25 protein-coding genes are annotated in these 21803 nt (G+C 67.9%); 19 read left to right on the top strand and 6 right to left on the bottom strand.

Going from position 1 to position 21803, the window contains the following annotated elements; all coding sequences use genetic code 11:
• Positions 1–20 precede the first annotated feature (20 nt).
• From D106_RS0100210 to D106_RS0100190, 5 genes are all read right to left on the bottom strand, one after another.
• Positions 21–1226 carry an HDOD domain-containing protein gene (locus tag D106_RS0100210; protein WP_018877068.1) on the bottom strand — a complete coding sequence of 402 codons (1206 nt, stop codon included), beginning with the start codon at positions 1224–1226 and terminating at the stop codon, positions 21–23.
• Positions 1227–1231: 5 nt separating this feature from the next.
• Positions 1232–2443 (bottom strand): HDOD domain-containing protein, encoded by a 1212-nt coding sequence (locus tag D106_RS0100205; RefSeq protein ID WP_018878834.1) that lies wholly within the window; start codon positions 2441–2443, stop codon positions 1232–1234.
• Between the two features lie 87 nt (positions 2444–2530).
• Positions 2531–3085, bottom strand: a complete 555-nt coding sequence (locus D106_RS0100200; protein ID WP_018878833.1) for a hypothetical protein — start codon at positions 3083–3085, stop codon at positions 2531–2533.
• Positions 3082–3486, bottom strand: a complete 405-nt coding sequence (locus D106_RS0100195; RefSeq protein WP_018867212.1) for a hypothetical protein — start codon at positions 3484–3486, stop codon at positions 3082–3084. Before D106_RS0100195 ends, D106_RS0100200 begins: the two co-directional genes overlap by 4 nt.
• 18 nt (positions 3487–3504) lie before the next feature.
• Positions 3505–3744: a BolA family protein gene (locus D106_RS0100190; RefSeq protein WP_018867213.1), complete on the bottom strand. Its 240-nt coding sequence runs from the start codon at positions 3742–3744 to the stop codon at positions 3505–3507.
• Between the two features lie 228 nt (positions 3745–3972).
• On the opposite strand from D106_RS0100190, the gene D106_RS0100185 reads away from it, so the two are divergent.
• From D106_RS0100185 to D106_RS0100175, 3 genes are all read left to right on the top strand, one after another.
• Positions 3973–4725 carry an MBL fold metallo-hydrolase gene (locus D106_RS0100185; protein ID WP_018867214.1) on the top strand — a complete coding sequence of 251 codons (753 nt, stop codon included), beginning with the start codon at positions 3973–3975 and terminating at the stop codon, positions 4723–4725.
• Between the two features lie 95 nt (positions 4726–4820).
• On the top strand, positions 4821–5699 hold the full coding sequence (mazG, locus tag D106_RS0100180; RefSeq protein WP_018878832.1) for a nucleoside triphosphate pyrophosphohydrolase: 879 nt from the start codon (positions 4821–4823) through the stop codon (positions 5697–5699).
• Positions 5696–6424 (top strand): ferredoxin--NADP reductase, encoded by a 729-nt coding sequence (locus D106_RS0100175; protein ID WP_018878831.1) that lies wholly within the window; start codon positions 5696–5698, stop codon positions 6422–6424. Before mazG ends, D106_RS0100175 begins: the two co-directional genes overlap by 4 nt.
• A gap of 205 nt (positions 6425–6629) precedes the next feature.
• On the opposite strand, the gene nadB is transcribed toward D106_RS0100175, so the two are convergent.
• Positions 6630–8270 carry an L-aspartate oxidase gene (nadB, locus tag D106_RS0100170; RefSeq protein ID WP_018878830.1) on the bottom strand — a complete coding sequence of 547 codons (1641 nt, stop codon included), beginning with the start codon at positions 8268–8270 and terminating at the stop codon, positions 6630–6632.
• Positions 8271–8414: 144 nt separating this feature from the next.
• On the opposite strand from nadB, the gene rpoE reads away from it, so the two are divergent.
• The 16 genes from rpoE to hflC all read left to right on the top strand — a co-directional run bounded on the left by rpoE (position 8415) and on the right by hflC (position 21694).
• Positions 8415–8996 carry an RNA polymerase sigma factor RpoE gene (rpoE, locus tag D106_RS0100165; RefSeq protein WP_018867218.1) on the top strand — a complete coding sequence of 194 codons (582 nt, stop codon included), beginning with the start codon at positions 8415–8417 and terminating at the stop codon, positions 8994–8996.
• Positions 8997–9008: 12 nt separating this feature from the next.
• Positions 9009–9572, top strand: coding sequence for a sigma-E factor negative regulatory protein (locus D106_RS0100160; RefSeq protein WP_018878313.1), 564 nt, complete (start codon positions 9009–9011; stop codon positions 9570–9572).
• A 6-nt stretch (positions 9573–9578) separates the two neighbouring features.
• The gene (locus tag D106_RS0100155) at positions 9579–10553 is read left to right on the top strand and encodes a MucB/RseB C-terminal domain-containing protein (protein ID WP_081618414.1); all 975 of its coding nucleotides are present in this window, start codon (positions 9579–9581) and stop codon (positions 10551–10553) included.
• A gap of 18 nt (positions 10554–10571) precedes the next feature.
• Positions 10572–11060, top strand: coding sequence for a SoxR reducing system RseC family protein (locus D106_RS0100150; protein ID WP_018877076.1), 489 nt, complete (start codon positions 10572–10574; stop codon positions 11058–11060).
• Positions 11061–11142: 82 nt separating this feature from the next.
• Positions 11143–12567, top strand: coding sequence for a DegQ family serine endoprotease (locus D106_RS0100145; RefSeq protein WP_018867222.1), 1425 nt, complete (start codon positions 11143–11145; stop codon positions 12565–12567).
• Positions 12568–12654: 87 nt separating this feature from the next.
• Complete coding sequence (locus tag D106_RS0100140; RefSeq protein ID WP_017940958.1) at positions 12655–12894, top strand: glutaredoxin family protein; 240 nt, start codon at positions 12655–12657, stop codon at positions 12892–12894.
• A complete protein-coding gene (gene lepA / locus D106_RS0100135; RefSeq protein WP_018867223.1) occupies positions 12891–14699 on the top strand; it encodes a translation elongation factor 4 in 1809 nt (602 codons plus the stop codon). The genes D106_RS0100140 and lepA overlap by 4 nt, the downstream gene beginning before the upstream one ends.
• Positions 14700–14766: 67 nt before the next feature.
• Complete coding sequence (gene lepB, locus D106_RS0100130; RefSeq protein ID WP_018878317.1) at positions 14767–15537, top strand: signal peptidase I; 771 nt, start codon at positions 14767–14769, stop codon at positions 15535–15537.
• Positions 15538–15600: 63 nt separating this feature from the next.
• Positions 15601–15957, top strand: coding sequence for a DUF4845 domain-containing protein (locus tag D106_RS0100125; protein WP_018867225.1), 357 nt, complete (start codon positions 15601–15603; stop codon positions 15955–15957).
• A 43-nt stretch (positions 15958–16000) separates the two neighbouring features.
• Positions 16001–16678 (top strand): ribonuclease III, encoded by a 678-nt coding sequence (gene rnc / locus D106_RS0100120; protein ID WP_018867226.1) that lies wholly within the window; start codon positions 16001–16003, stop codon positions 16676–16678.
• Positions 16675–17598 carry a GTPase Era gene (era, locus tag D106_RS0100115; RefSeq protein ID WP_018867227.1) on the top strand — a complete coding sequence of 308 codons (924 nt, stop codon included), beginning with the start codon at positions 16675–16677 and terminating at the stop codon, positions 17596–17598. The genes rnc and era overlap by 4 nt, the downstream gene beginning before the upstream one ends.
• A gap of 16 nt (positions 17599–17614) precedes the next feature.
• Complete coding sequence (locus D106_RS0100110; RefSeq protein ID WP_018867228.1) at positions 17615–18274, top strand: DNA repair protein RecO; 660 nt, start codon at positions 17615–17617, stop codon at positions 18272–18274.
• 35 nt (positions 18275–18309) lie between these two features.
• The gene (pdxJ, locus tag D106_RS0100105; protein WP_018867229.1) at positions 18310–19077 is read left to right on the top strand and encodes a pyridoxine 5'-phosphate synthase; all 768 of its coding nucleotides are present in this window, start codon (positions 18310–18312) and stop codon (positions 19075–19077) included.
• A gap of 5 nt (positions 19078–19082) precedes the next feature.
• A complete protein-coding gene (gene acpS, locus D106_RS0100100) occupies positions 19083–19463 on the top strand; it encodes a holo-ACP synthase (protein WP_018878829.1) in 381 nt (126 codons plus the stop codon).
• 126 nt (positions 19464–19589) lie between these two features.
• Positions 19590–20810, top strand: a complete 1221-nt coding sequence (hflK, locus tag D106_RS0100095) for an FtsH protease activity modulator HflK (RefSeq protein WP_018878828.1) — start codon at positions 19590–19592, stop codon at positions 20808–20810.
• Entirely contained in the window at positions 20810–21694 is an 885-nt protein-coding gene (hflC, locus tag D106_RS0100090) for a protease modulator HflC (protein ID WP_018867232.1), read from the top strand. The genes hflK and hflC overlap by 1 nt, the downstream gene beginning before the upstream one ends.
• The last annotated feature ends 109 nt before the right edge of the window (positions 21695–21803 follow it).

Here is a 21803-nt window from a genome sequence, read left to right as displayed (position 1 = left end):
GGCGACTGGGCGGTACCGGGTCAAGCAACCTGACGAATCAGTTCCTCGACCTCCTGCCGCGCGGTCTCGATCGCGGGCAGGCTGCCATCCTCGTCGAGGATGAAGCCGAGCCGTTCCACGGCCCGCAGATCGGCGAGCGGGATGCGGTCGGCAAGCGGGTCGTCCTCGGCATCTCGCGGGCACGCGGCGCGTGCGATCCGCACGATGTCCGTCAGGACAGGGGCCTCGGGGTTCTCCGGGCCGCCGGAATCGCGAATGGCGTCAATGATATCGGATGACAGATCCCATTGCTGGGCAACCAGTTCGCCGATCAGGCCTTCGAGACGAAACAACACCCGTTCGACCTCTTCCGGCGTGCGCTCCGGGTGGGTGCGGGCGACCTCGGCGATCACCGGCAGGGCGCCCACCCGGTGCAGCAGTCCAGCCAGCAGGGCGGTCTGCGGATCGACTGCCTCGCACTGGTCGGCGAGCACGCAGCTGATGGCCGCGATGCGCGCGGAGCGGCGCCACAGACGTTCGAGGAGGTCGTGGTAGGGGCTGTCGCGATGGATGAAGACCTGGTGCATGGCCAGGGCCATCACCAGCTGGCGGGTGCGTTCGAGCCCCAGTCGGGCCACGGCATCCTGCAGGCGTGACACCTCGCGGCGGCTGCCCATGGCCGGGCTGTTGGCCACGCTCAACAGGCGCCCCGCGACGCTCGGATCTTCCTCGATGATGCGGGTGGCCTCGGCAATGGAGACGTCCGGATCTTTCAGGGCCTGCTGCAGGTGCAGCGCCACCTCGGGGAGCTGGGGCAGGGCCAGCTCGCCCGAGTAGGCATGCGTGTAGATGCTGCCGAACAGCTCGCCCTCGAGGTCGGACAGCTCGATCTCGCTGACCTCGACGCTGTCCTGCCCGCCGCCGTCGACCAGGGTCTCGTAGACCTTGCGGTCCAGCATCGCCAGGGTGGCGCGGGTCGCGGCGATCGCATGGCTGTGATAGTCGTGGGGTTCGAACAGCGGGTTGAGGGCCTCGCTGGAGTCCCCGTTGAGCATGACCGAGTTGCGCCCGCTGGCCAGGATCATCCGCCCCTCCAGCAGGAAGATCATGCTGCGGAATTCGTCGCGCGCATGCAGCTTGAACCCCGGATCCACCGTCATGGTGCGGGCATGCTGCAACAGCTTGTCGCGGGCGCGCTCGCTCAGTTCGGCGAACGGGCGCAGCTGTGGAAGGCGTTTTTCGATCACGGGGTTCAGACGTTGAACATCGCGCGGAGTTCGGCCAGGTCCTCGGCGCGTTCCTCGAGGAACGCGATCGGTTCCCCCGGCGCCGGCGGCTCGATCCCGAGCACGCCGAAGGCGGCGACCTCGGCCGCATCGGGCACGGTTTCGCCCTCGGCGCGTCGGGCGGCCCATTCCGCGACCAGCGCGATGCTGGCGTAATCCGGTTCGCCGGCGCGATAGCCCCAGTCCCCGGCATGCTCCGCGACCGTGACCAGGTCGCCCCCGAGGTCCCAGTAGTTGATCACCAGGACACCGGCGAGGTTGCGCAGGCGCCGGACCAGCGACTGCACGCGCTCGGTGTCGGGGTGGTCCTCGCGCAGCTCCACGAACTGGATGATCGGGACCGCGCCGATCCCGGCGACCAGCCCGGCCAGCAGGCCGCGTTCGCGGTCCAGCAGCTTGAGCGAATCCGCGATCAGGTAGCTGTAGGCGGATTGCAGGGCGCCATGCTTCCAGCTGGCTTCCATGGCGTCGCGGGTGGAGGCGTGCTTGGCCTTGAACGCCTGGCGCAGCGCCATGTTCATCGCCAGCATGCGGGTGTTGCGAAAGCCGAGGCGATTGACCGCGTCCCGCACGGACTGGATCTGCTTGGCGGCGCGGAACAGCGGGCTGTTGGTCGCGTGCAGTAACGCCCCGGCGATGGTGCCGTCACGCTGGATGACCTCGGTCAGCTTGTCGAGGTCGGCGTCCGGGTCGTTGGTCAGTTCCTGAATACGCAGTGCGATCTCCGGCATGGTCGGCAACTCCAGCCGGTTGCTGGTAATCAGGTCGTAGAGCTCGCCGAAGAAAGCGCCTTCGGTATCGTCCAGGTCGGTGTCATGCACGACCAGCGAAGCGCTGTGGGCCTTTTCGAGGGCCGCGGTTGGGATCTCCAGCATCTGGCAGGTCTTCTCGGTGATCAGGAAGTCCTGCTGGCCGATGTTCTGGTCGAACATCTGCAGCGGGCTGTCGGGGTCGGCCGCATCCAGGGTGATACGCGCCGGGCTGCCGCCGCTGACGCGGACCAGCTGGCCGCTTACCAGGAACAGGTAGCGGTCCTCGACCTCCTGCGGGCGCAGGCGCCGACCGGCGTCCAGCTCCCGTGCCAGGCAGGCCGAGGCGAGTTCGCTGCGGGCCTGGTCCGACAGGCCGGAGGTGAGGTCCAGGTCCTGAAGCAGGGTGTCGATGCTGGTGCTATCCATGGGGCGGTTCCCGGTCCGTGCTGTGCCAATCCATTCCCGCGTCGCGACGCCGCAGGAAGGGCAGCGGGGCGGGCGCGCGTGCGCGATCTAGTCAATGGACGCCAGTGTAGCATCCGATCCCGCCACGGGAACCGCCGCCGCGGCCCCGCGGCAGGCGAAGCGCGGCCGGTCGTCGTGGTCGATCAGGTCGTGGGATTGCAGGAAGCGGCGCGCGTCGGCGGCATCCTCGCAAAACCATGCGGCGGTGCTGCCCAGGCGGAAGCTGTAGCCCCAGGTGTCCATATCCCGCATCAGCCGCTCGCGGCCGACGCCGGACAGCTCGTCAGCCAGCAGGATCTGCAGGTAGCAGACACCGCATTCCTCGAGGTCGTCGCCGCCGGCATTGGTGTGCAGGGTGGCACGCCGCGTGGCGTCCATGCAGATCAGGTGTCCGGCCTCGTGCAGGGCCGAGTGGATCGGGGTGTCCGGGCGCACGTGGACCTCCAGGCCGATAATCCCGGCCTCGGGTTCGCCCCACCAGGTGCCGGGCAGCGGGGCCCGGGCCGGGTGTGTCACCAGACGCAGGCCGTAGCGCGCCAGCAGGTCCGCGAGGGCCTCCCGCAGGCCGGGGTCGCCGCAGGTCTGGATCGCGGAGGGGCTCATGCGTCTGGCCGACCGGGCAGGGCGCTGCTGTGCTTGCGGCTGCGCCGGGGGCACTCCTCGGGATGCTCGCGGCACCAGGCGTCGACGCGCTCGGCGAGGTCGTCCTGAAAGCACAGCAGGTAGAACCGGGCCTGTTCGCGGTTGACGATGGCCGGGCGTCCCAGGGTGTCGACTACCCCGGTGCGCAGGGCGGCGATGATCGCGTTGGCGGCCTTCTTCTGTGGCCAGGTGGTGATCTGCTCCCAGGCCTCGGGGGTGAAGTACAGGCGCAGCAGGTCGGGGCGGGTGGTCAGCAGCATGCGCGTGACGTTGCGCAGCGTGGTCTCCGCCTCGCCCCAGTCGTGGACCAGTCCGCCTTCCAGCAGGCGCTCGATCTCCTCGCGGCCCTTGGGTGACAGCATGGGAGGATGCGGTACGCTTCAGGCGTCCGGTGCGTCCTCCGGCGTGAAGGCGCGGATGGACAGCGCGTGCACCTCGCCGGAGTCGATCTGATCGCGCACGGTGGCGTAGACGGTCTGGTGCTTCTTGACCGCGTTCATGCCGGCGAACTGCGGGCTGACGACCAGGGCCTCGAATTTGCCCTCGCCCCCGGTGACCTCGACCTTCTGGGCCTCCGGCAGGCCGGCGCGGATGAGTTCGGCCACTTGGCTGGCTTCCATGATGAGTCCCCTTGCGTGCGTGCGTGTGATGAGTGCGAATGTCAGCCGCGGATGATAGCCGGGCGTCTGGCCCGACATGAAGTGCCCCCACACGCGGAACTCCAACCCGGAGTGGGGTTCCCATCGGAACACCTGCATGGAAAGTCGGGGTGGTTTGGTCCGAACCGAACCGGCTCGCTAGCATCAGGCCATCATTGACCGGCCCGTCGGGCCACGGAGGCAAAGACCATGATCTTCAAGCAACTGTTCGAGGACGAGTCGTCCACCTATACCTATCTGCTGAGCTGCCCGGATACCGGGAAGACGGCCCTGATCGACCCGGTCATCGAGACCGTCGACCGCGATCTGCGCGTGCTGCAGGAGATGGGCCTGAGTCTCGACTACGTGATCGAGACCCATATCCATGCCGATCACATCACCGGTGCGCGGATGCTGCGCGAGAAGACCGGCTGCAAGCTGGGCGGTCCGGCGATGGACGAACTGCCTTGCCGGGATTTCGGCCTGCGCGAGGGTGAGCCCTTCCAGGTGGGCAACCTGGTGATCAACCCGCTGTATACCCCGGGCCACACGGATGCGCACCACGCCTATCTGATGGACCACGTGGGCCTGAAGATGCTGTTTTCCGGTGATGCCCTGCTGATCGAGGCCTGCGGCCGCACCGACTTCCAGTCGGGGGATGCCAAGACGCTGTACCACTCGATCCAGGACAAGTTCTTCACCCTGCCGGACGAGACCCTGGTGTACCCCGCGCACGATTACGAGGAGCGCCAGATCACCACCATCGGCCAGGAGAAGATGCGCAACCCGCGCCTGGGCAAGGGCAAGCCGGAGGCCGAGTTCGTCAAGATCATGGACGAGATGGACCTGCCGTATCCGAAGAAGATCGACTGGGCCCTGCCCGGCAACGAGGGCTGCGGGATCTGTCCGGACAACCTGCCGGACGAGAAGAAGCGCCTCTGCGAGACCGATCAGCAGGGCTGACCGACAACGACCGGGGCTCTGCCCGGAGTCGCCGGACCCGAACGTTCATCCGGTGGGCGGTTTTTCCCGCTCACCGGACCCCGTACACTCCAGCGATGACCGACCACACACCCGCTGACGCGCCGGGCTCGCTCGCGTCGCCGCACCCGCTGGAACGTCTGCGCGCGATCATGGCGCGGTTGCGCGATCCCGAGGCCGGTTGTGCCTGGGACCGGGCGCAGACCGCGGGCAGTATCGTCCCGTTCACCCTGGAAGAGGCCTACGAGCTGGCCGACGTGATCGCCCGCGACCAGGGCGCGGATGCGGATGCCTGCGAGCTGCGTGACGAGCTGGGGGATCTGCTGTTCCAGGTGGTCTTCCAGGCGCGTATCGCCGAGGAGGCCGGTCGCTTCGATCTGGATGATGTCGCCCGCGCGATTGGCGACAAGCTGGTGCGCCGGCATCCGCACGTGTTCGCCGATGTCGAGCACGGCTCGGATGCCGAGCGCGAGGCCGCCTGGGAGGCGGACAAGGCGCGCGAGCGTGCGGCGCGCGCCCAGACCAGCGCGATGGACGATATCCCGCTGGCGTTGCCGGCCCTGTCGCGCGCGGTGAAGAGTCAGCGCCGCGCCGCGCGCCTGGGTTTCGACTGGGACGACCCGGCCCCGGTGGTCGCCAAGATTCACGAGGAGCTGGCCGAGGTGCAGGCGGCGGTGGACCAGGGCGAGCCGCCGGCGCGCATCGCCGAGGAGGTCGGCGACGTGTTGTTCGCGGTCAGCAACTGGGCGCGGCATCTGGGGGTGGACCCGGAGGGCGCGCTGCGCGGCAGCACGCGCAAGTTCGAGGCCCGTTTCCGCCAGATGGAGGCGCTGGCCGCGGCCAGCGGCGAGACCCTGGCCGGGCTCGATTTCGACCGCCAGGAGACCCTTTACCAGGAGGCGCGGCGTCTTGAATGCGCGACCCGGGACACATTCGATACCAAGGACCCGACATGACCGAAGCCGTTGAGCTGCCCGACCACTTTCTGCCCGCCCGGATCGAGACCATCGAGCAGGTTACCCCGCTGATCAAGGTATTCACCCTGGCGGCGGACCCGCAGCGGTTTTCCAGCAAGGCCGGCCAGTGGCTGGACCTGGTGATCCCGCAGGCGGAGGGCAAGCCCTTCGTCGGGGGGTACTCGGTGGTCTCCGCGCCGCGCGCGGACGGGCGACTGCAGCTGGCCATCAAGTACGCGGATCATCATGCGGCGACCCATTACCTGCACACGGAGGTCGGCGAGGGCGACACGGTGTACATCACGCCGGGGCAGGGCAGCTTCTTCTTCGAGCCCGGCATGGCGCAGAACGTGGTGCTGCTGGGGGCGGGCATCGGGGTCACGCCGCTGTTCGGCATCCTGCGCGCGATTCATGCCGGGATGCCGGACGTCTATGCCCACCTGGTCTACAGCGTGGCCCACCAGGACGAGGTGCTGTTCCCGCAGGAGCTGGAGGCGATGGCCGCGGCACCGAACATCGACGTCAGCCTGACGGTCACGCGCGAGGCGGAGGACTGGCTGGGGCATACCGGCCGCATCAGTCATGCGTTGCTGGAGTCGCTGGACCTGCCGCGCGATGCGCTGTTCTATTTCTGCGGGTCGCGCGAGTTCATCGAGGACATGGCCACCCTGCTGGCGGAATGGGGCATCCCCGAGGCCCAGCTGAAATACGAGAAGTGGTGGTAGTGCGCCAGGCGGCGGTCTGAATTGGTCATTGCGAGTCGCCGCAGGCGACGAAGCACAAAAGCAGCGAAGCTGCGTTGAACGGCCGCAGCCCGCCCGAAGGGCGAGCGGAGCGAGTAATCTCCCAACGCTGGCAGTGCGCCGGGATCAGGTGGCTGAGCACATCGATTGCCACGTCGCCTGTGGCGACTCGCAATGACGGGGTGGCTTACGGGCGGCGGGTGTCGCGCGGGCGCAGGGCGTTGTCGGGGGCGAGGATCGTGGGCTGTCCGTCCAGTGCCGGATCGGTGTCGGGGTAGTCGCGGATATAGTGCAGGCCGCGGCTCTCCTGGCGCGACAGCGCGCTCTTCACGATGATCTCGGCGACCATGGCCAGGTTGCGCAGCTCCAGCAGGTCCGGGGAGATGCGGAAGTGGCTGTAGTACTCGTGGATCTCCTCCTGCAGGATGCGGATGCGCCGCTCGGCGCGGTGCAGCCGTTCGCGGGCGCGCACGATGCCCACGTAGTCCCACATCAGGCGGCGCAGTTCGTCCCAGTCGTGGGCCACCACCACCTCTTCCTCGGACTCGGTGACCCGGGACTCGTCCCAGGCCGGTGGGACCGGGAGCTGCTCGGGGGCGGGCAGATCGGTCTGCGAAAGGATGTGATCGGCCGCGGCACGGGCGTAGACCAGGCACTCCAGCAGCGAGTTGCTGGCCATGCGGTTGGCCCCGTGCAGCCCCGTGTAGGACACCTCGCCGGCGGCGTACAGTCCGGGCAGGTCGGTCTGACCGAAGTGGTTCACCATCACGCCGCCACAGGTGTAGTGGGCGGCCGGGACAACCGGCAGCGATTCCCGGGTCATGTCGAAGCCGAATTCCAGGCAGCGCTCGTAGATCGTGGGGAAATGCTCGCGAATGAACTCGGCCGGCTTGTGGCTGATGTCGAGGTTCACGTGGTCGATGCCGAGGCGTTTCATCTCGTGATCGACCGCGCGGGCGACGATATCCCGCGGGGCCAGTTCCGCGCGCTCGTCGAAGCGCGGCATGAAGCGCTCGCCGTCGGGCAGGAGCAGCACCCCGCCCTCGCCGCGCACCGCCTCGGAGATCAGGAACGACTTCGCCTTCGGGTGGAACAGGCAGGTCGGGTGGAACTGCATGAACTCCATGTTCGCGATGCGACAGCCGGCGCGCCAGGCCATGGCGATGCCGTCGCCGGTCGCGCCGTCCGGGTTGGAGCTGTACAGATAGACCTTGCTGGCCCCGCCGGTGGCCAGGATCACGGTCGGCGCCAGCAGGGTCTCCACCTCGCGGGTCTTCGCGTCCTGCACATAGGCGCCGATCACTCGGCGGCTGCCATCCACCGGCTGGGTGATCAGGTCCACCGCCACATGGCGTTCGAAGACCTCGATGCTGCCCTGGCCCGAGGCGTTGCGCACCAGTGCCTCCTCGATCGCGCGGCCGGTGGCATCGGCGGCGTGTGCCACCCGGCGCGCGCTGTGCCCGCCCTCGCGGGTGAGGTGCAGGCGGCTGCGGCCTTCCAGGGGTTCCCGGGTGAACGGCACGCCCAGGTTGAGCAGCCAGTGGATGGCCTCAGGGCCGGCCGCCACGGTGCGGCGCACGGCGTCCGGGTCGCACAGGCCGGCACCGGCGTCCAGGGTGTCCTGGATATGGGCGTCGAAGGAGTCGGTGCGGTCGAGTACTGCGGAGATGCCGCCCTGGGCATAGCGGGTGGAACCCTCGTCGACCGGACCCTTGCTGATCACGGTGACGCGTCGATGCGGGGCCAGATGCAGGGCCGCGGAGAGCCCCGCCGCGCCGCTTCCGATCACGAGGACGTCCGCCAGGCGCGGTTGTTGTACTGTCCCCATGGGTCAGGTAACGTGCTGCGCTTGTTGCCAGAGCAAAATGTGGCCCTTGCGCAACAGTGTTGTGCGCAAAGCGAACTTAATGCGAGTCAGGCGGTCCATGCACCATAGATTACCGGAGACCGGTGTGCTGGCGGGAGTCCCCGCATGAGCGAGAAGGCTTCCGACGAGGCCCTGGTCAAGCGAGTTCAGAACGGCGACAAGGCGGCTTTCGACATCCTGGTGCTGAAGTATCAGCACAAGATCGTCAACCTGGTCGGGCGCTATGTCCATGACCATGCGGCGGCCCTGGATGTGTCCCAGGAGGCCTTTATCAAGGCCTACAAGGGGCTGGCGAACTTTCGCGGCGAGAGTGCGTTCTATACGTGGCTCTACCGCATCGCCATCAACACGGCCAAGAACCACCTTGTCTCCCAGGGACGGCGTCGGCCCGAGGCCGAGGTCGATGCGCAGGACGCGGAACAGATGGGCGGTGACTCCGCCCTGAAGGACAGTGCAACCCCGGAGGGGGAGCTGTTGTCCGAAGAGATTGAAGGGGCGGTGCGTAGCACCATCGAGGAATTGCCCGACGACCTTCGGATGGCCATCACGCTGCGCGAGATCGAGGGACTGAGTTACGAGGAGATCGCGCAGACGATGGGATGCCCGATCGGCACCGTCCGCTCGCGCATCTTCCGGGCCCGCGAGGCCATCGACCGGACCTTGCGTCCGTTGCTAGACAACAACTGAACGAGTAGCGCCATGAAAGAACAAGTCTCCAAGAACGAACGTCTGTCGGCCCTGGTGGACGGAGAAACGGATGACTTCGAGACGCGTCGCCTGATGGACGAACTGGTGCGGTCCGAGGAGGACCGGGCCCGCTGGGAACGCTATCACCTGATCGGCGACAGTCTGCGCGGGGGGATGCGTCGCACCGCACCCGCGAGCTTCATGGACGGCGTCCAGGCGGCCCTGGCCGAAGAGGCCCCGCTGTCGGTCGCGCGCAAGCCGGATCAGCCGCGCTGGCTGAAGCCGGTGGCCGGTACTGGCGTCGCCGCCGCGGTCGCGATGGTCACCCTGGTCGGGATGCAGATGATTGGCCCCGACTCGGGTGCGCCGGAGGCGACGCCGGTCGCCAGCGAGGGCACGCCGGCGCAGCTGGTCGACGGTATCCAGCGGGTCAGCACCACGGGTTCCGAGGCGCCGGCCACCGAGCCGGAAGGCCTGGATCCGCGCTTTGCCCGATACCTCGAAAACCATGCGGAACTGATGGGGCCGGGGTCCACCGCCCTGGGTCGTGTTCGCTTTTCGGTGAGTGACGAGTAACGCGTGATGCGCCGCAGCCTCGCGTACGCCCTGGTTGCCGCTACCGCGCTTTGTTGTCTGCCTTTGCCGGTCCTGGCGGGGGAGGCGTCCCCCGCCGACTGGTTGCAGCGTATGACCGGCAGTCTGCACTCGGAGAGTTACCAGGGGACCTTCGTGCTCCAGCGCGACGACCGGCTGGACGCCATCCGCGTGGTACATGCCGCCGAGAACGGTGGCTACCGTGAACGTCTGGAGACCCTGACCGGCGCCCCGCGCGAGATCCTGCGTTCGGTCGACCGGCTGAGTGCCCTGAAGGGTGCCCGGGCGGCGGCGGGTGAGCCCCCGCACGGCCCGGCCGGTGCGCCGGTGTTCCTACTTGAGCGCCATGATTACTATGAACTGAAGGACATGGGCGCGGACCGGGTGGCCGGTCTCGAATGCCGCATGATCCTGGCGCGGGCGCGCGATACCTTGCGCTACAGTCATCGCTACTGCCTGCACACGGAGACCGCGCTCCCGCTGCTGAGCGAGCTGTACGACGGGCATGGCCATCTGCTGGAACGTCTCGCGTTCACCAGTCTCGAGCGCCTGGAGGAGGTCGCCGAGGGTGCTCTCGAGCCCACGCAGGAAGACGCGGAGCGGGTCGAAGTGCGGGCCGATCGTGGCCACAAAAAGCCCGAATGGGACGAACAGACGGGCATGGACGGCTGGCACTTCGATGCGCTGCCGGACGGTTTTACCGCGATCGCCGCGACCGAACGTCCGGTCGGGGATGGCGAGGCCCGTCTGCGCCACTTCGTGCTGAGCGACGGCCTTGCCTCGGTTTCGGTGTATATCGAAAAGACCAGTGGCGAGCGAATGTTCGAGGGCACGACCCGCGCGGGCGCCACGCACGGCGCGGCCCGCTCGATTGCCGGGCACCAGGTAACCGCGGTGGGCGACGTCCCGCGGGCCACGGTTCAGGGTGTGCTGGATGCGATCGTGTACCACTCCGGTGAATGATTCCTCGCGGGGCGCAGCATGAGTGAATGGATCCGCGAACGGGGCATTGTGCTGTCGGTGGAGGGCTATGCGGCGCGCGTGCGCATCGAGCGCCAGTCGACCTGCGGCAGTTGTTCGGCCCGTTCGGGCTGCGGCAGCGGGGTGCTCTCCGAGGTTCTCGGCCGCAAGGCGGTGGAGGTGACCGTCGGGCATCCTGGAACGCTGCAGCCCGGGGATACCGTGACCCTGGGGATCCGTGACCAGGCCCTGGTCTCAGGGGCCCTTGCAATGTACCTGCTGCCACTGGCCGGGCTGGTGGCGGCGCCCGGCCTGATGATGCTGGTCGCGCCCGGGCTGGGCGAGGGAATACACCTGCTCGCCGGCGCCCTGGGCTTTGCCGCGGGCCTGTATGCGGTACGCGTCTGGCTGCGCCGTCGGGCGCCGGATCTGGCGCCGGTGCTGCTGGAGCGTCATCCGGCCTCGGGGGTGCATGGCTCCGCCGGCTCCGTGCTCACGCCGCGACCCTGAGGGTCTGTGTGCGCCCGCGGGAACTTGCGGGTGGGTGCGGCTTTCTAGAGCGTTGAACCTTCGACTTCCCAATGCGGATCAGATGATGATGAAACCGATGCAATGGGCACTGGTGGCCCTGACCTTTCTCGCCCTGTCGCTGCCGGCCTCGGCGCGCATGCTGCCGGACTTCGTGCCGCTGGCGGAGGAACACAGCCCGGCGGTGGTGAACATCGCCACCACCCGCGAGCGCGAGAATCCGCATCGCGGCCAGATGCCGGACTTCGAGGGCACGCCCTTCGAGGACCTGTTCGAGCGTTTCTTTGGCGGTCCGGGCGGCTCGGGCGAGCGCGCCCCGGAGAGCTTCGAACGCAACTCGCTGGGTTCCGGCTTCATCTACACCGAGGATGGCTACATCATCACCGCGAACCATGTGGTGGACGGAGCCTCGGAGGTCGTCGTCCATCTGTCCGACCGGCGCGTGTTCGACGCCGAGATCGTCGGCAAGGACCCGCAGAGTGACGTGGCCCTGCTGAAGATCGACGCCGAGGACCTGCCGACCCTGAAGCTGGGTTCTTCGTCCGACCTGAAGGTCGGCGAATGGGTGCTGGCGATCGGTTCGCCGTTCGGCTTCGATCACTCCGTCACCGCCGGCATCGTCAGCGCCAAGGGGCGCAACCTGCCGACCGAGAACTACGTCCCGTTCATCCAGACCGACGTGGCGATCAATCCGGGCAACTCGGGCGGGCCGCTTCTGAATCTGGATGGCGAGGTCATTGGCATCAATGCCCAGATCTACAGCCGCACGGGCGGCTTCATGGGCCTGTCCTTCGCCGTGCCCATCGAGATGGTGGAGGACGTGGTGCAGCAGCTGCGGGAACACGGCGAGGTGACGCGCGGCTGGCTGGGTGTGCTGATCCAGGAGGTTACGCGCGAGCTGGCCGACTCCTTCGGCATGGACAAGCCCACCGGCGCCCTGGTCGCGCGGGTGCAGGCCGACAGCCCGGCGCAGAAGGCCGGCTTCGAGACCGGTGACGTGATCCTGTCGTTCAACGGCATCGAGGTGCCCAACTCCTCCGCTCTGCCGCCGATCGTCGGGCGCACGCCGGTGGGCACCGAGGCCGAGGTGGAAGTGCGCCGCGGCGACGAGACCCGCACCATCACGGTCGAGATCGAGCGCCTGCCGGACGACATCTCGGCCCAGCGTGGCGGGCCACAGCGGCAGACGCCGGAGCGGACCGAGCCGCAGAGCCTGCTGGGGATGGTCCTGGAGCCGCTGGAGGCCGAACGCGCCGCGGAGCTGGACGTGGACGCCGGCGTGGTCGTGCGGGAGGTCGTCGACAACCCGGCGCGTTCCGCCGGCCTGCGCCCCGGCGATGTGATCGTGCAGTTCGGCGGCCATGCCATCGACTCGGCGGAGACGCTGGAGCAACAGATCGCCGAGGTCGGCGACCGGCGGACGGTGCCGGTCCTGGTGTATCGCGGCGACAACCCGACCTACATCGCCCTGCGCATCCCGCGGGACTGAGACCGCCTTCGGGGCGCACGCCCCGGGGCCGCCATGGAGCAAGGGAGGGTTGTCGGCCCGGTCGGCAGCCCTCCCGATCGTTTGCGGATGACCGAACTGACGCTTTATCACCGCGAGAGCTGCGGTCTCTGCCATGACATGCTGGCCGAGATCATGGCCCTCAAAAGCCGTTATACTTTCGCGCTTACGGTCGTCGACATCGACGAGGACCCGGAGCTGCAGGCGCGTTTCAACGTCAAGGTCCCGGTGCTTGCGGTCGACGGCGACATTCTCTGCTGCCATTTCCTCGACCGAAAGGCACTGCTGGACCAACTGGCCCCTGCATGACCGAAACCCGCCTTACCCGCAATTTCTCCATCATCGCGCATATCGACCACGGCAAGTCCACGCTGGCGGACCGCCTGATCCAGGGCTGTCATGGCCTGACCGAACGCGAGATGTCCGAGCAGGTGCTGGACTCGATGGATCTGGAGCGCGAGCGCGGGATCACCATCAAGGCGCAGAGCGTCTCGCTGTACTACGACGCCCAGGACGGTGAGCGCTATCAGCTCAATCTCATCGACACCCCGGGGCACGTGGATTTCTCCTACGAGGTCTCGCGCTCGCTGTACGCCTGCGAGGGTGCGTTGCTGGTGGTGGATGCCTCGCAGGGCGTCGAGGCGCAGAGCGTCGCCAACTGCTACACCGCGATCGATCAGGGGCTCGAGGTCGTCCCGGTGCTGAACAAGATCGACCTGCCCGCCGCCGAGCCAGACCGGGTGGCCGCGGAGATCGAGGACGTGATCGGTATCGAGGCCACGGATGCCCTGCGCGTCTCCGCCAAGACCGGCGAGGGCATCGCCGAGCTGCTGGAGGAGATCGTGCGCCGGATCCCGCCACCGGAGGGCGATGCCGAGGCCGCGCCCAAGGCGCTGGTGATCGACTCCTGGTACGACAACTACCTGGGCGTGGTGGCGCTGGTGCGGGTCAAGGCCGGACGCTTCTACGCGGGCCAGAAGATCAAGGCGATGTCGGTGGGGCGGGCGCACGAGGTCAGCCGGGTCGGCGTATTCACGCCCAAGCCGGTGGACCGCAAGACGCTGGAGGTTGGCGAGGTCGGCTATCTGATCGCGACCATCAAGGACATCTCCGGGGCCAAGGTGGGCGACACCTTCACCGATTTCAACAACCCGGCGGACGAGCCGGTACCGGGCTTCCAGGAGATCCAGCCGCGGGTATTCGCCGGGCTGTTCCCGGTCAGTGCGGACGACTTCAACGACCTGCGCGAGGCGCTGGACAAGCTGCGCCTGAACGATGCGGCGCTGTCGTTCGAGCCGGAGACCTCGCAGGCGCTCGGGTTCGGCTTTCGCTGCGGTTTCCTCGGCATGCTGCACATGGAAATCGTGCAGGAGCGCCTGGAGCGGGAATACGACCTGGACCTGATCACCACCGCGCCCACCGTGGTCTACGAGGTGGAGCGCAACGACGGCGAGGTGGTCTCGGTGCACAACCCCTCCGAGCTGCCGGCGAACAACGAGGTGGCCGAGATCCGCGAGCCGATCATCGAGGCGAATATCCTGGTCCCGCAGGAGTATGTAGGGGCGGTGATCACTCTGTGTGTCGAGAAGCGCGGTGTGCAGACGAAGATGCAGTACCTCGGGCGCCAGGTGCAGCTGTCCTACGAGCTGCCGATGTCCGAGGTGATGCTCGACTTCTTCGATCGGTTGAAGTCCGCGACCCGCGGCTATGCCTCGTTCGACTACCAGCCGCTGCGCTTCCAGGCGGCGCCGCTGGTGCGCGTGGACATCCTGATCAATGGCGACCGCGTGGACTCGCTGTCGGCCATCGTGCATCGCGACCATGCCGAGTCGCGCGGGCGCGAGATCATCGAGCGCATGGCCAAGATCATTCCGCGTCAGATGTACGAGGTGGCGATCCAGGCGGCGATCGGTTCCAAGATTATCGCGCGCGCCACGGTCAAGGCGATGCGCAAGAACGTGCTGGCCAAGTGCTACGGCGGCGACGTAACCCGCAAGCGCAAGCTCCTGGAAAAACAGAAAGCCGGCAAGAAGCGCATGAAGTCGATCGGCAAGGTGGATGTGCCGCAGGAGGCCTTCCTGGCGGTGCTGTCGGTGGACGACGACAAGAAGTGACAATCAGGCCTGCGGCCCGGAAGGGTCGTCGGGCACTCCCCGGCGGGCCGGGAACAGAGGACACGGCATGGCAAATCTCGAACTGATCCTGGTGCTGGCAACCGCCGTGACCGGCCTGATCTGGCTGGGCTGGGTGATCCTGCGGCGGCGTCGCAGCCCGGAGCGCCAGCGGGCGATGCCCTGGTTCGTGGACTACTCGCGTTCGTTCTTCCCGGTGCTGCTGATCGTGCTGATCCTGCGCTCGTTCGTGGCCGAGCCCTTCCGTATCCCCTCCGGGTCGATGATGCCCACCCTGCTGGTGGGCGACTTCATCATGGTCAGCAAGTTCTCCTACGGGATCCGCCTGCCGGTCACCCGCACCAAGATCCTTGATACCGGTGAGCCGGAGCGTGGCGAGGTCGTGGTGTTCAAGTATCCCCGCAACCCCGCCGAGGACTACATCAAGCGGGTCATCGGTCTGCCGGGCGATACCATCGCGTTCCGCGATCGTGTGCTGTACGTGAATGGCGAGCCGCAGCCGGCCGAGCGGGTTGGAACTTTCGAGGGCGAGGGCTCCGGGCAGGTCATGTCGGGCGCGTCGATGTTCGAGGAGACCCTGGATGGACGCACCTACAACACCCTGATGCGCGAGCAGCAGGCGAGCCTCGACGGTTCTGTCACGGTCCCCGACGGCCACTACTTCATGGTCGGTGACAACCGCGACAACTCCAACGACAGCCGGGTCTGGGGGTTCGTCGCCGAGGAACACCTGGTGGGCCGGGCGCTCTTCATCTGGCTGCATTGGGATTACAATGAAGGCCATCGGGACTTTTCCCGGATCGGCCAGGCGATTCGCTAGGCCGTATTCCGCGGGAGCAGGCAACCAGGGGGCAGGGTATTCATGCGACATTCCAGACACTCGATGCAGGGCGCGGGCGCGGTGACGATTCTTGCGCTGATCTTCCTCGCGCTGCTGGTCGGCACCTTCGTGATCAAGATGGGTACGCAGTACACCCAGTTCCTCACCGTGCGCTCGATCATGCAGGATGTGGCCACCCAGACCGGCGCCGCCGACAAGAGCGAGCGCGAGCTGTGGCGCGAGATCAATCGCCGGTTCCAGATCAATTCGGTATACGACGGGATCGGCGAGGACAACTTCAGCGTGACCGAGCACGGGGAGGGCCGCCGCCTGAACCTGGAATACGAGGTGCGCCGCGAATTCCTCGGCAACGTGGACGTGGTGGCGCGCTTCTCGAACAGCGAGACACTCGCCCCTTGAGGACGGCGGCGTCGATCTGTTGCATGCCTCCAGGGGTGTTTTCGTGAGTCGTGACTTTCGCAGCCTGCTGCCGCCGGCCGTGCGCGACGGCGAGGGCGTGGGCCAGGCGCTGACCCACCGCAGTGCCGGCGGGCGCAACAACGAGCGTCTCGAATTCCTCGGGGATGCCGTGCTGGGCCTGGTGATCGCCGACGCCCTGTACGAGCAGCTCCCGGACGCCCCGGAGGGCGACCTGACCCGCCTGCGTGCCGCGCTGGTCAATCGCGAGTCGCTGGCCGCGCTGGCGCGCGAGACGGGACTGGAGGGCACGCTGAACCTGGGCCAGGGCGAGCGCAAGAGTGGTGGTCAGCGCCGCGACTCTATCCTCGCGGATGCCGTGGAGGCCCTGATCGGGGTGACCTATCGCGAGGCCGGCATGCAGGCCGCGCGCGAGTTCACCCTGGCGCTTTACGCCGAGCGCCTGCAGGATCTGCCGTCGGCCGAGTCGCTGAAGGACCCGAAAACCCGCCTTCAGGAACAGCTGCAGGGCCGCAATGCGGAGCTTCCGGTCTACGAGGTACTGGAGGTGGCCGGCCCCGATCACAAGCGCCAGTTCACCGTGGCGGTGCACCTTCCCACCCAGGGCTGGGGGCAGCGCGGCCAGGGCTCCTCGCGGCGCCGCGCCGAGCAGGCCGCGGCCGAGGCCGCCCTGAAGCGCCTGCAACAGGTACAGGAACAATGAGCGAAACCGATGACCGCCCCGCGGGCGAATCCACGCGCTGTGGTCTGATCGCGCTGATCGGCCGGCCCAACGTGGGCAAGACCACGCTGATGAACCGTCTGGTCGGCGAGAAGCTGGCGGCGACGACCCGGCGGCCCCACACCACGCGCAACCGCATCCTCGGGATCGTGACCGAGGAGCAGGACCAGATCGTGCTGATGGATACGCCCGGCATCGACACCGAGCGCACCCAGCTCGTGAACCGCGTCCTCAACCGCACGGCCAGCCAGGCGCTGGCGGATGCCGACCTCGTCTGCTTCATCGTCGAGGCCGGCCAGTTCCGCCCGGGCGACGAGCGCATCGAAGAGACTATCCGGCATTCCGGGCGCCCGGCGCTGCTGGTGATCAACAAGGTCGACCAGTTCCGCGCGAAGGAGGAGCTGCTGCCGTTCATTCAGGCCCGGGCCGCGAGTTTCGACTATGCCGGCGTGGTGCCGCTGTCGGCGAAGACCGGCTCCAATCTGGAGGGCCTGATCGCGGAGATCCGGACGCACCTCCCGCAGGGCCCGTTCCTGTACGACCCCGATCAGCTCTCGGATCGTCCGCAGCGATTTCGCGCCGAGGAGATGATCCGCGAATCCATGCTCGAGCACCTGGGGCAGGAGGTTCCGTACTCGGTGGCGGTGCGCGTGGAGGACTGGTCGGACGAGCCGCGCACGACACACATCGACGCGGTCATCCTGGTCGAGCGCGACAGCCAGAAGGGAATCGTGATCGGCAAGGGTGGCCAGCGCCTCAAGCGGATCGGCCAGGCGGCCCGCGTCCAGCTGGAAGAACTGCTGGAGCGCAAGGTCATGCTGCGTCTGACCGTGCGGGTGGAGGCCGACTGGACCCGCAACCCGCGGGCCCTGCGCGAACTCGGCATCGAAGAACCCCGATGAGGGCCCCGCGACGGGCATGAGTGGCGCGGGGTCGGCGGTCACCCAGGGGGTCGTGCTGCACGCCCGCCCGCTGCGCGAGAACAGCCGCGTGCTGGATCTGCTGACCGCCGGGAGCGGCCGCCTGTCGGCGGTGGTGCGCGGCAAGGCCGGGTCTGTCCAGCCGTTCGTGCTGCTGGATCTGGCCTGGCGCGGGCGCGGCGAGTTGCCCACCCTCAGCGTCGCTGAGCAGCAGCGGGTCTTCCCGCTGACCGGACGGTCCCTGGTCTGCGGGCTGTACCTGAACGAGCTGATCCTGCGCCTGTACCCGCGCGAGGCCCCGATCCCGGAGGCCCTGCCCGCGCTGCTGTCCGCCTACGCCCGGCTGGCCGCGGGCGAACGCGCCGATACCGCCCTGCGTCGTGCCGAATGGGCCCTGCTTGCCCCGCTGGACTCCGGGCTGGAGCATGTCGAGCCGGCCGAGCTGGACCCGGATGGCTGGTATCGCTACGACCCGGAGGCCGGACTGGAGCCCGTGGCCGCCGGACGGGGCGAGGCGATCCCCGGTTCGGCGCTGCGGGCGCTGGCCACCGGGGAGGACGTGCCGGATAATCATGCCCGCGTCAGTCGCGACTTCATGCGCCGGCTGATCGACATCCACCTGGCCGGTCGGCCCCTGCGCACCCGGGGTCTGCTGTAGGCTTCGGGACCGCATCCAACCAAGGGCACCGCCTCATGTCGCATCCTGCTCCGCTCAAGCTCGGGGTCAATCTCGATCACATCGCCACCATTCGCCAGGCGCGGCATACGCCGTATCCGGACCTGATGCAGGCGGTGCGCCTGGCCGAGGCCAGCGGCGCGGACTCCATCACCCTGCACCTGCGCGAGGACCGCCGCCATATCCAGGACGACGATGTCTTCGGGATCAAGCCCCGGCTCAAGGTCCCGATGAACCTGGAGATGGCGGCCACCGAGGGCATGCAGGCGATTGCCCTGAGGCTGCGCCCGGAGGCGTGCTGCATCGTGCCGGAGAAGCGCGAGGAGCTGACTACCGAGGGTGGGCTGGATGCCGTGGGGCAGCTGGAGCGCCTGCGCGAGTTTGTCGCGCCCCTGACCGCCGCGGGGATCGAGGTCTCGCTGTTCGTGGAGCCGGATGCGCGCCAGCTGGAGGCGGCGGTGGCCATTGGCGCGCCGGTGGTGGAGCTGCACACCGGTGCCTATGCCAACGCCCGTGATGCGGCCGAGCGCGAACGCTTGCTCGCCGGCATTAACGAGGCCGCTGCCGCCGGCCGGGAGATGGGGCTGGTGATCAACGCCGGCCACGGGCTGGACTACGACAACGTGCGCCCGATCGCGGCCAACCCGGTTTTCCACGAGCTCAATATCGGGCATTCGATCGTCGCGCGGGCCCTGTTTACCGGCCTGCCCGAGGCGGTCAGTCACATGCGCGGGCTGATGGATGCTGCCCGCCAGGGGCTGCCGGCCGGGCAGTACCCGGTCTGAGCGCGATGATCCTCGGGATCGGGACCGATCTGGTGCAGGTCGCGCGCATGCGCGGCATGTGGGAGCGCCACGGCCGCCGCCTCGCCGAGCGCATCCTGCATCCGCTGGAGCAGGCCGATCTGCCATCCCATGAACCGGCCGGGTTTCTGGCCCGGCGCTTTGCCGCCAAGGAGGCGCTGGCCAAGGCGCTGGGCTGCGGGGTCGGGGCCGACATGGCGCTGGCGGAGGCGGGGGTGACCCATGACGCGCGCGGGCGCCCCGAATTCGTGCTGGCCGGGCGGGCCCGGGCCACCGCAGACCGCCTCGGTGTGCGCGCGATCCATCTCAGCATCAGCGACGAACGCGAATACGCCCAGGCCTTCGTGGTCCTCGAGGGTGGCGAGTAACCCGCCTTTCCCTCCGGGCGAGGTTGCCCGGGTTGGGGCGGCTCCCTAGAATGTGGCTCCTTATGCCTGCCGGTGTCCGCAGATGCCGCGGCAGGCCAGCCCTGAGCGAGCGACGGAGTCCAGTCAATGCCCTGGAACGAACCGGGAAACAACAACCGCGACCCCTGGAGTGGGGGTGGTGGCGGCCAGCGCGGTAGCGGTGGCGGTGGCGGGGGTGGCAATCAGCCCCCCGACCTCGAGGAGATGATGCGCAAGCTGTCGCGTCAGCTGAATGGTATCTTCGGCGGGGGCGGCAACGGCGGCTCGGGCGGTTCCGGCAGTGGCGGCATGGGCCGGGGTGCCCAGGCCCTGGTCAGCCTCGGCCTGATCATCGCGCTGGTGGTCTGGCTGGCGTCCGGCTTCCACATCATCTCGGAAGGCGAGCGCGGCGTGGTGCTGCGCTTCGGCGAGTTCCAGCAGGTGAAGAACCCGGGGCCGGGCTGGCATCTGCCCTATCCCATTGAGCGCATCGAGATCGAGAACGTCGACAACGTCCGGACGCTCGAGCATCGCGCGCTGATCCTGACCGGCGACGAGAACATCATCGATGTCGATATCGCGGTGCAGTACCGCATCCTCGACCTGGTCGACTATCTCTTCAATGTCCGCAACCCGAACGCCACGGTGAACCGGGTGATGGAGTCGGCGATCCGCGAGCGCATCGGCAAGAACAACCTCGAATTCATTCTCGGCGAGGGGCGTGGCGAGATCGCCTCGTCCTCGCGCGTGGTGATGCAGGAGAACCTGGACGCCTACGGTGCCGGCATCATCGTCACCGCCGTGTCCATGCAGCAGGCGCAGCCGCCGGAACCGGTGCAGGAGTCCTTCGCCGACGCGATCCGCGCCCGCGAGGACGAGGTGCGCTTCCGCAACGAGGCCGAGGCCTACGCCAATGGCGTGATCCCGCGGGCCCGTGGTCAGGCCGCCCGCATCATCGAGGAGGCCGAGGGCTATCGCGATCAGGTGATCGCCCGGGCCGAGGGTGATGCCTCGCGCTTCGACCAGTTGCTGGCCGAATACCAGCAGGCCCCGGATGTGACCCGGGATCGTCTCTACCTGGAGGCGGTCGAGGCCGTGCTCGAGGATTCGCGCAAGCTGATGCTGGACGTGGGCAGCAGCAACAACCTGATGATGCTGCCGCTGGATCAGTTGTTCCAGGGCGCCGCGCGCAGCGGGAACAGCTCCGGCGACACACCGACACCGCGGCCGCTGGATACCAGCCGCAGTGTCTTCAACAGTGGCTCGGGTACGAGCAGCCGGCTGGGTGATCGCGACCCGGCCGCCCAGCGTTCGCGGGAGGTGCGCTAATGCTCCGCATAGCCGGTATTGCCGTGGTCGTGCTCGGTATCGTCGTTGCCCTGTCGACCTACACCGTTGACGAACGCGAACGCGTGATCAAGTTTGCCCTGGGGGAGATCCGCGAGGTCGACCCGGCCCCGGGTCTGCACTTCAAGTTCCCGCTGATCCAGAACGTCGAGAAGTTCGACGCCCGGATCATGACGCTGAACATCCCGCCGGATCGGTTCCTGACCTCCGAGGCGAAGAACATCATCGTCGATTTCTACGCCAAGTGGCGGATCGACGATGTCGGACAGTTCTACCGCGCCACGCGCGGCGACGAGCGCCTGGCCGAGGAGCGCCTGGCGCAGATCCTGCGCGACGGTATGCGTAACGAGTTCGCCCGCTTCGAACTGCAGGATGTGGTCGCTGGCGAGCGCCTGACGATCATGGGCGCAGTGCGTCAGACGGCACTGGAGACCGCCCAGGAGCTGGGTATCAATCTGGTGGATGTGCGCATCCGCCGCATGGATCTGCCCGACGAGGTATCCGAGTCGGTGTACGAGCGCATGCGGGCCGAGCGTCAGCGCGTGGCCCAGGACTTCCGGGCCCGCGGGCAGGAAGAGGCCGAGCGCATCCGGTCGCGGGCCGACCGTGAGCGGACGGTGATCCTGGCGAATGCCTATCGCGACTCCGAGGAGATCCGCGGTGCCGGTGACGCACGGGCGACGGAGACCCTCGGGCGTTCGTTCGGCGAGGACCAGGACTTCTTCCGCTTCTATCGCAGCCTGATTGCCTACCGCAACAGCATGAGCGGCGAGAACAGCACCTTCATCCTGGAACCGAACTCCGAGTTCTTCCAGTACTTCAATGCCCCCGGGGGCGAACGTCCGGCGCCGCTGCCGCCCCGCTGAGCGGGGCGGAAACCGGGTGGCTGCGGCCGCCCCGAAGGTCGCCGTTTGCAACGGGCCCGGAAGTATCCGGGCCCGACTTTTGCCGGACGGTGGGCCGGGCGTGGTGGAT

The organism is Thioalkalivibrio sp. ALE9 (assembly GCF_000377445.1).
Taxonomy (GTDB): Bacteria; Pseudomonadota; Gammaproteobacteria; order Ectothiorhodospirales; family Ectothiorhodospiraceae; genus Thioalkalivibrio.
This window is presented reverse-complemented; position numbering and strand designations above follow the sequence as displayed.

Bases quoted from the DNA above. Each gene is read 5' to 3' on its own strand.
- D106_RS0100195 (WP_018867212.1), bottom strand. From the start codon at position 3,486: ATGCTGTCACCCAAGGGCCGCGAGGAGATCGAGCGCCTGCTGGAAGGC.
- D106_RS0100125 (WP_018867225.1), top strand. From the start codon at position 15,601: ATGCAGGGCGCGGGCGCGGTGACGATTCTTGCGCTGATCTTCCTCGCG.
- pdxJ (WP_018867229.1), top strand. From the start codon at position 18,310: ATGTCGCATCCTGCTCCGCTCAAGCTCGGGGTCAATCTCGATCACATC.
- D106_RS0100185 (WP_018867214.1), top strand. From the start codon at position 3,973: ATGATCTTCAAGCAACTGTTCGAGGACGAGTCGTCCACCTATACCTAT.
- D106_RS0100160 (WP_018878313.1), top strand. From the start codon at position 9,009: ATGAAAGAACAAGTCTCCAAGAACGAACGTCTGTCGGCCCTGGTGGAC.
- mazG (WP_018878832.1), top strand. From the start codon at position 4,821: ATGACCGACCACACACCCGCTGACGCGCCGGGCTCGCTCGCGTCGCCG.
- hflK (WP_018878828.1), top strand. From the start codon at position 19,590: ATGCCCTGGAACGAACCGGGAAACAACAACCGCGACCCCTGGAGTGGG.
- D106_RS0100205 (WP_018878834.1), bottom strand. From the start codon at position 2,443: ATGGATAGCACCAGCATCGACACCCTGCTTCAGGACCTGGACCTCACC.
- D106_RS0100140 (WP_017940958.1), top strand. From the start codon at position 12,655: ATGACCGAACTGACGCTTTATCACCGCGAGAGCTGCGGTCTCTGCCAT.
- acpS (WP_018878829.1), top strand. From the start codon at position 19,083: ATGATCCTCGGGATCGGGACCGATCTGGTGCAGGTCGCGCGCATGCGC.
- D106_RS0100155 (WP_081618414.1), top strand. From the start codon at position 9,579: ATGCGCCGCAGCCTCGCGTACGCCCTGGTTGCCGCTACCGCGCTTTGT.
- rpoE (WP_018867218.1), top strand. From the start codon at position 8,415: ATGAGCGAGAAGGCTTCCGACGAGGCCCTGGTCAAGCGAGTTCAGAAC.
- hflC (WP_018867232.1), top strand. From the start codon at position 20,810: ATGCTCCGCATAGCCGGTATTGCCGTGGTCGTGCTCGGTATCGTCGTT.
- lepB (WP_018878317.1), top strand. From the start codon at position 14,767: ATGGCAAATCTCGAACTGATCCTGGTGCTGGCAACCGCCGTGACCGGC.
- era (WP_018867227.1), top strand. From the start codon at position 16,675: ATGAGCGAAACCGATGACCGCCCCGCGGGCGAATCCACGCGCTGTGGT.
- lepA (WP_018867223.1), top strand. From the start codon at position 12,891: ATGACCGAAACCCGCCTTACCCGCAATTTCTCCATCATCGCGCATATC.
- D106_RS0100145 (WP_018867222.1), top strand. From the start codon at position 11,143: ATGATGATGAAACCGATGCAATGGGCACTGGTGGCCCTGACCTTTCTC.
- D106_RS0100175 (WP_018878831.1), top strand. From the start codon at position 5,696: ATGACCGAAGCCGTTGAGCTGCCCGACCACTTTCTGCCCGCCCGGATC.
- D106_RS0100190 (WP_018867213.1), bottom strand. From the start codon at position 3,744: ATGGAAGCCAGCCAAGTGGCCGAACTCATCCGCGCCGGCCTGCCGGAG.
- nadB (WP_018878830.1), bottom strand. From the start codon at position 8,270: ATGGGGACAGTACAACAACCGCGCCTGGCGGACGTCCTCGTGATCGGA.
- D106_RS0100200 (WP_018878833.1), bottom strand. From the start codon at position 3,085: ATGAGCCCCTCCGCGATCCAGACCTGCGGCGACCCCGGCCTGCGGGAG.
- D106_RS0100150 (WP_018877076.1), top strand. From the start codon at position 10,572: ATGAGTGAATGGATCCGCGAACGGGGCATTGTGCTGTCGGTGGAGGGC.
- D106_RS0100110 (WP_018867228.1), top strand. From the start codon at position 17,615: ATGAGTGGCGCGGGGTCGGCGGTCACCCAGGGGGTCGTGCTGCACGCC.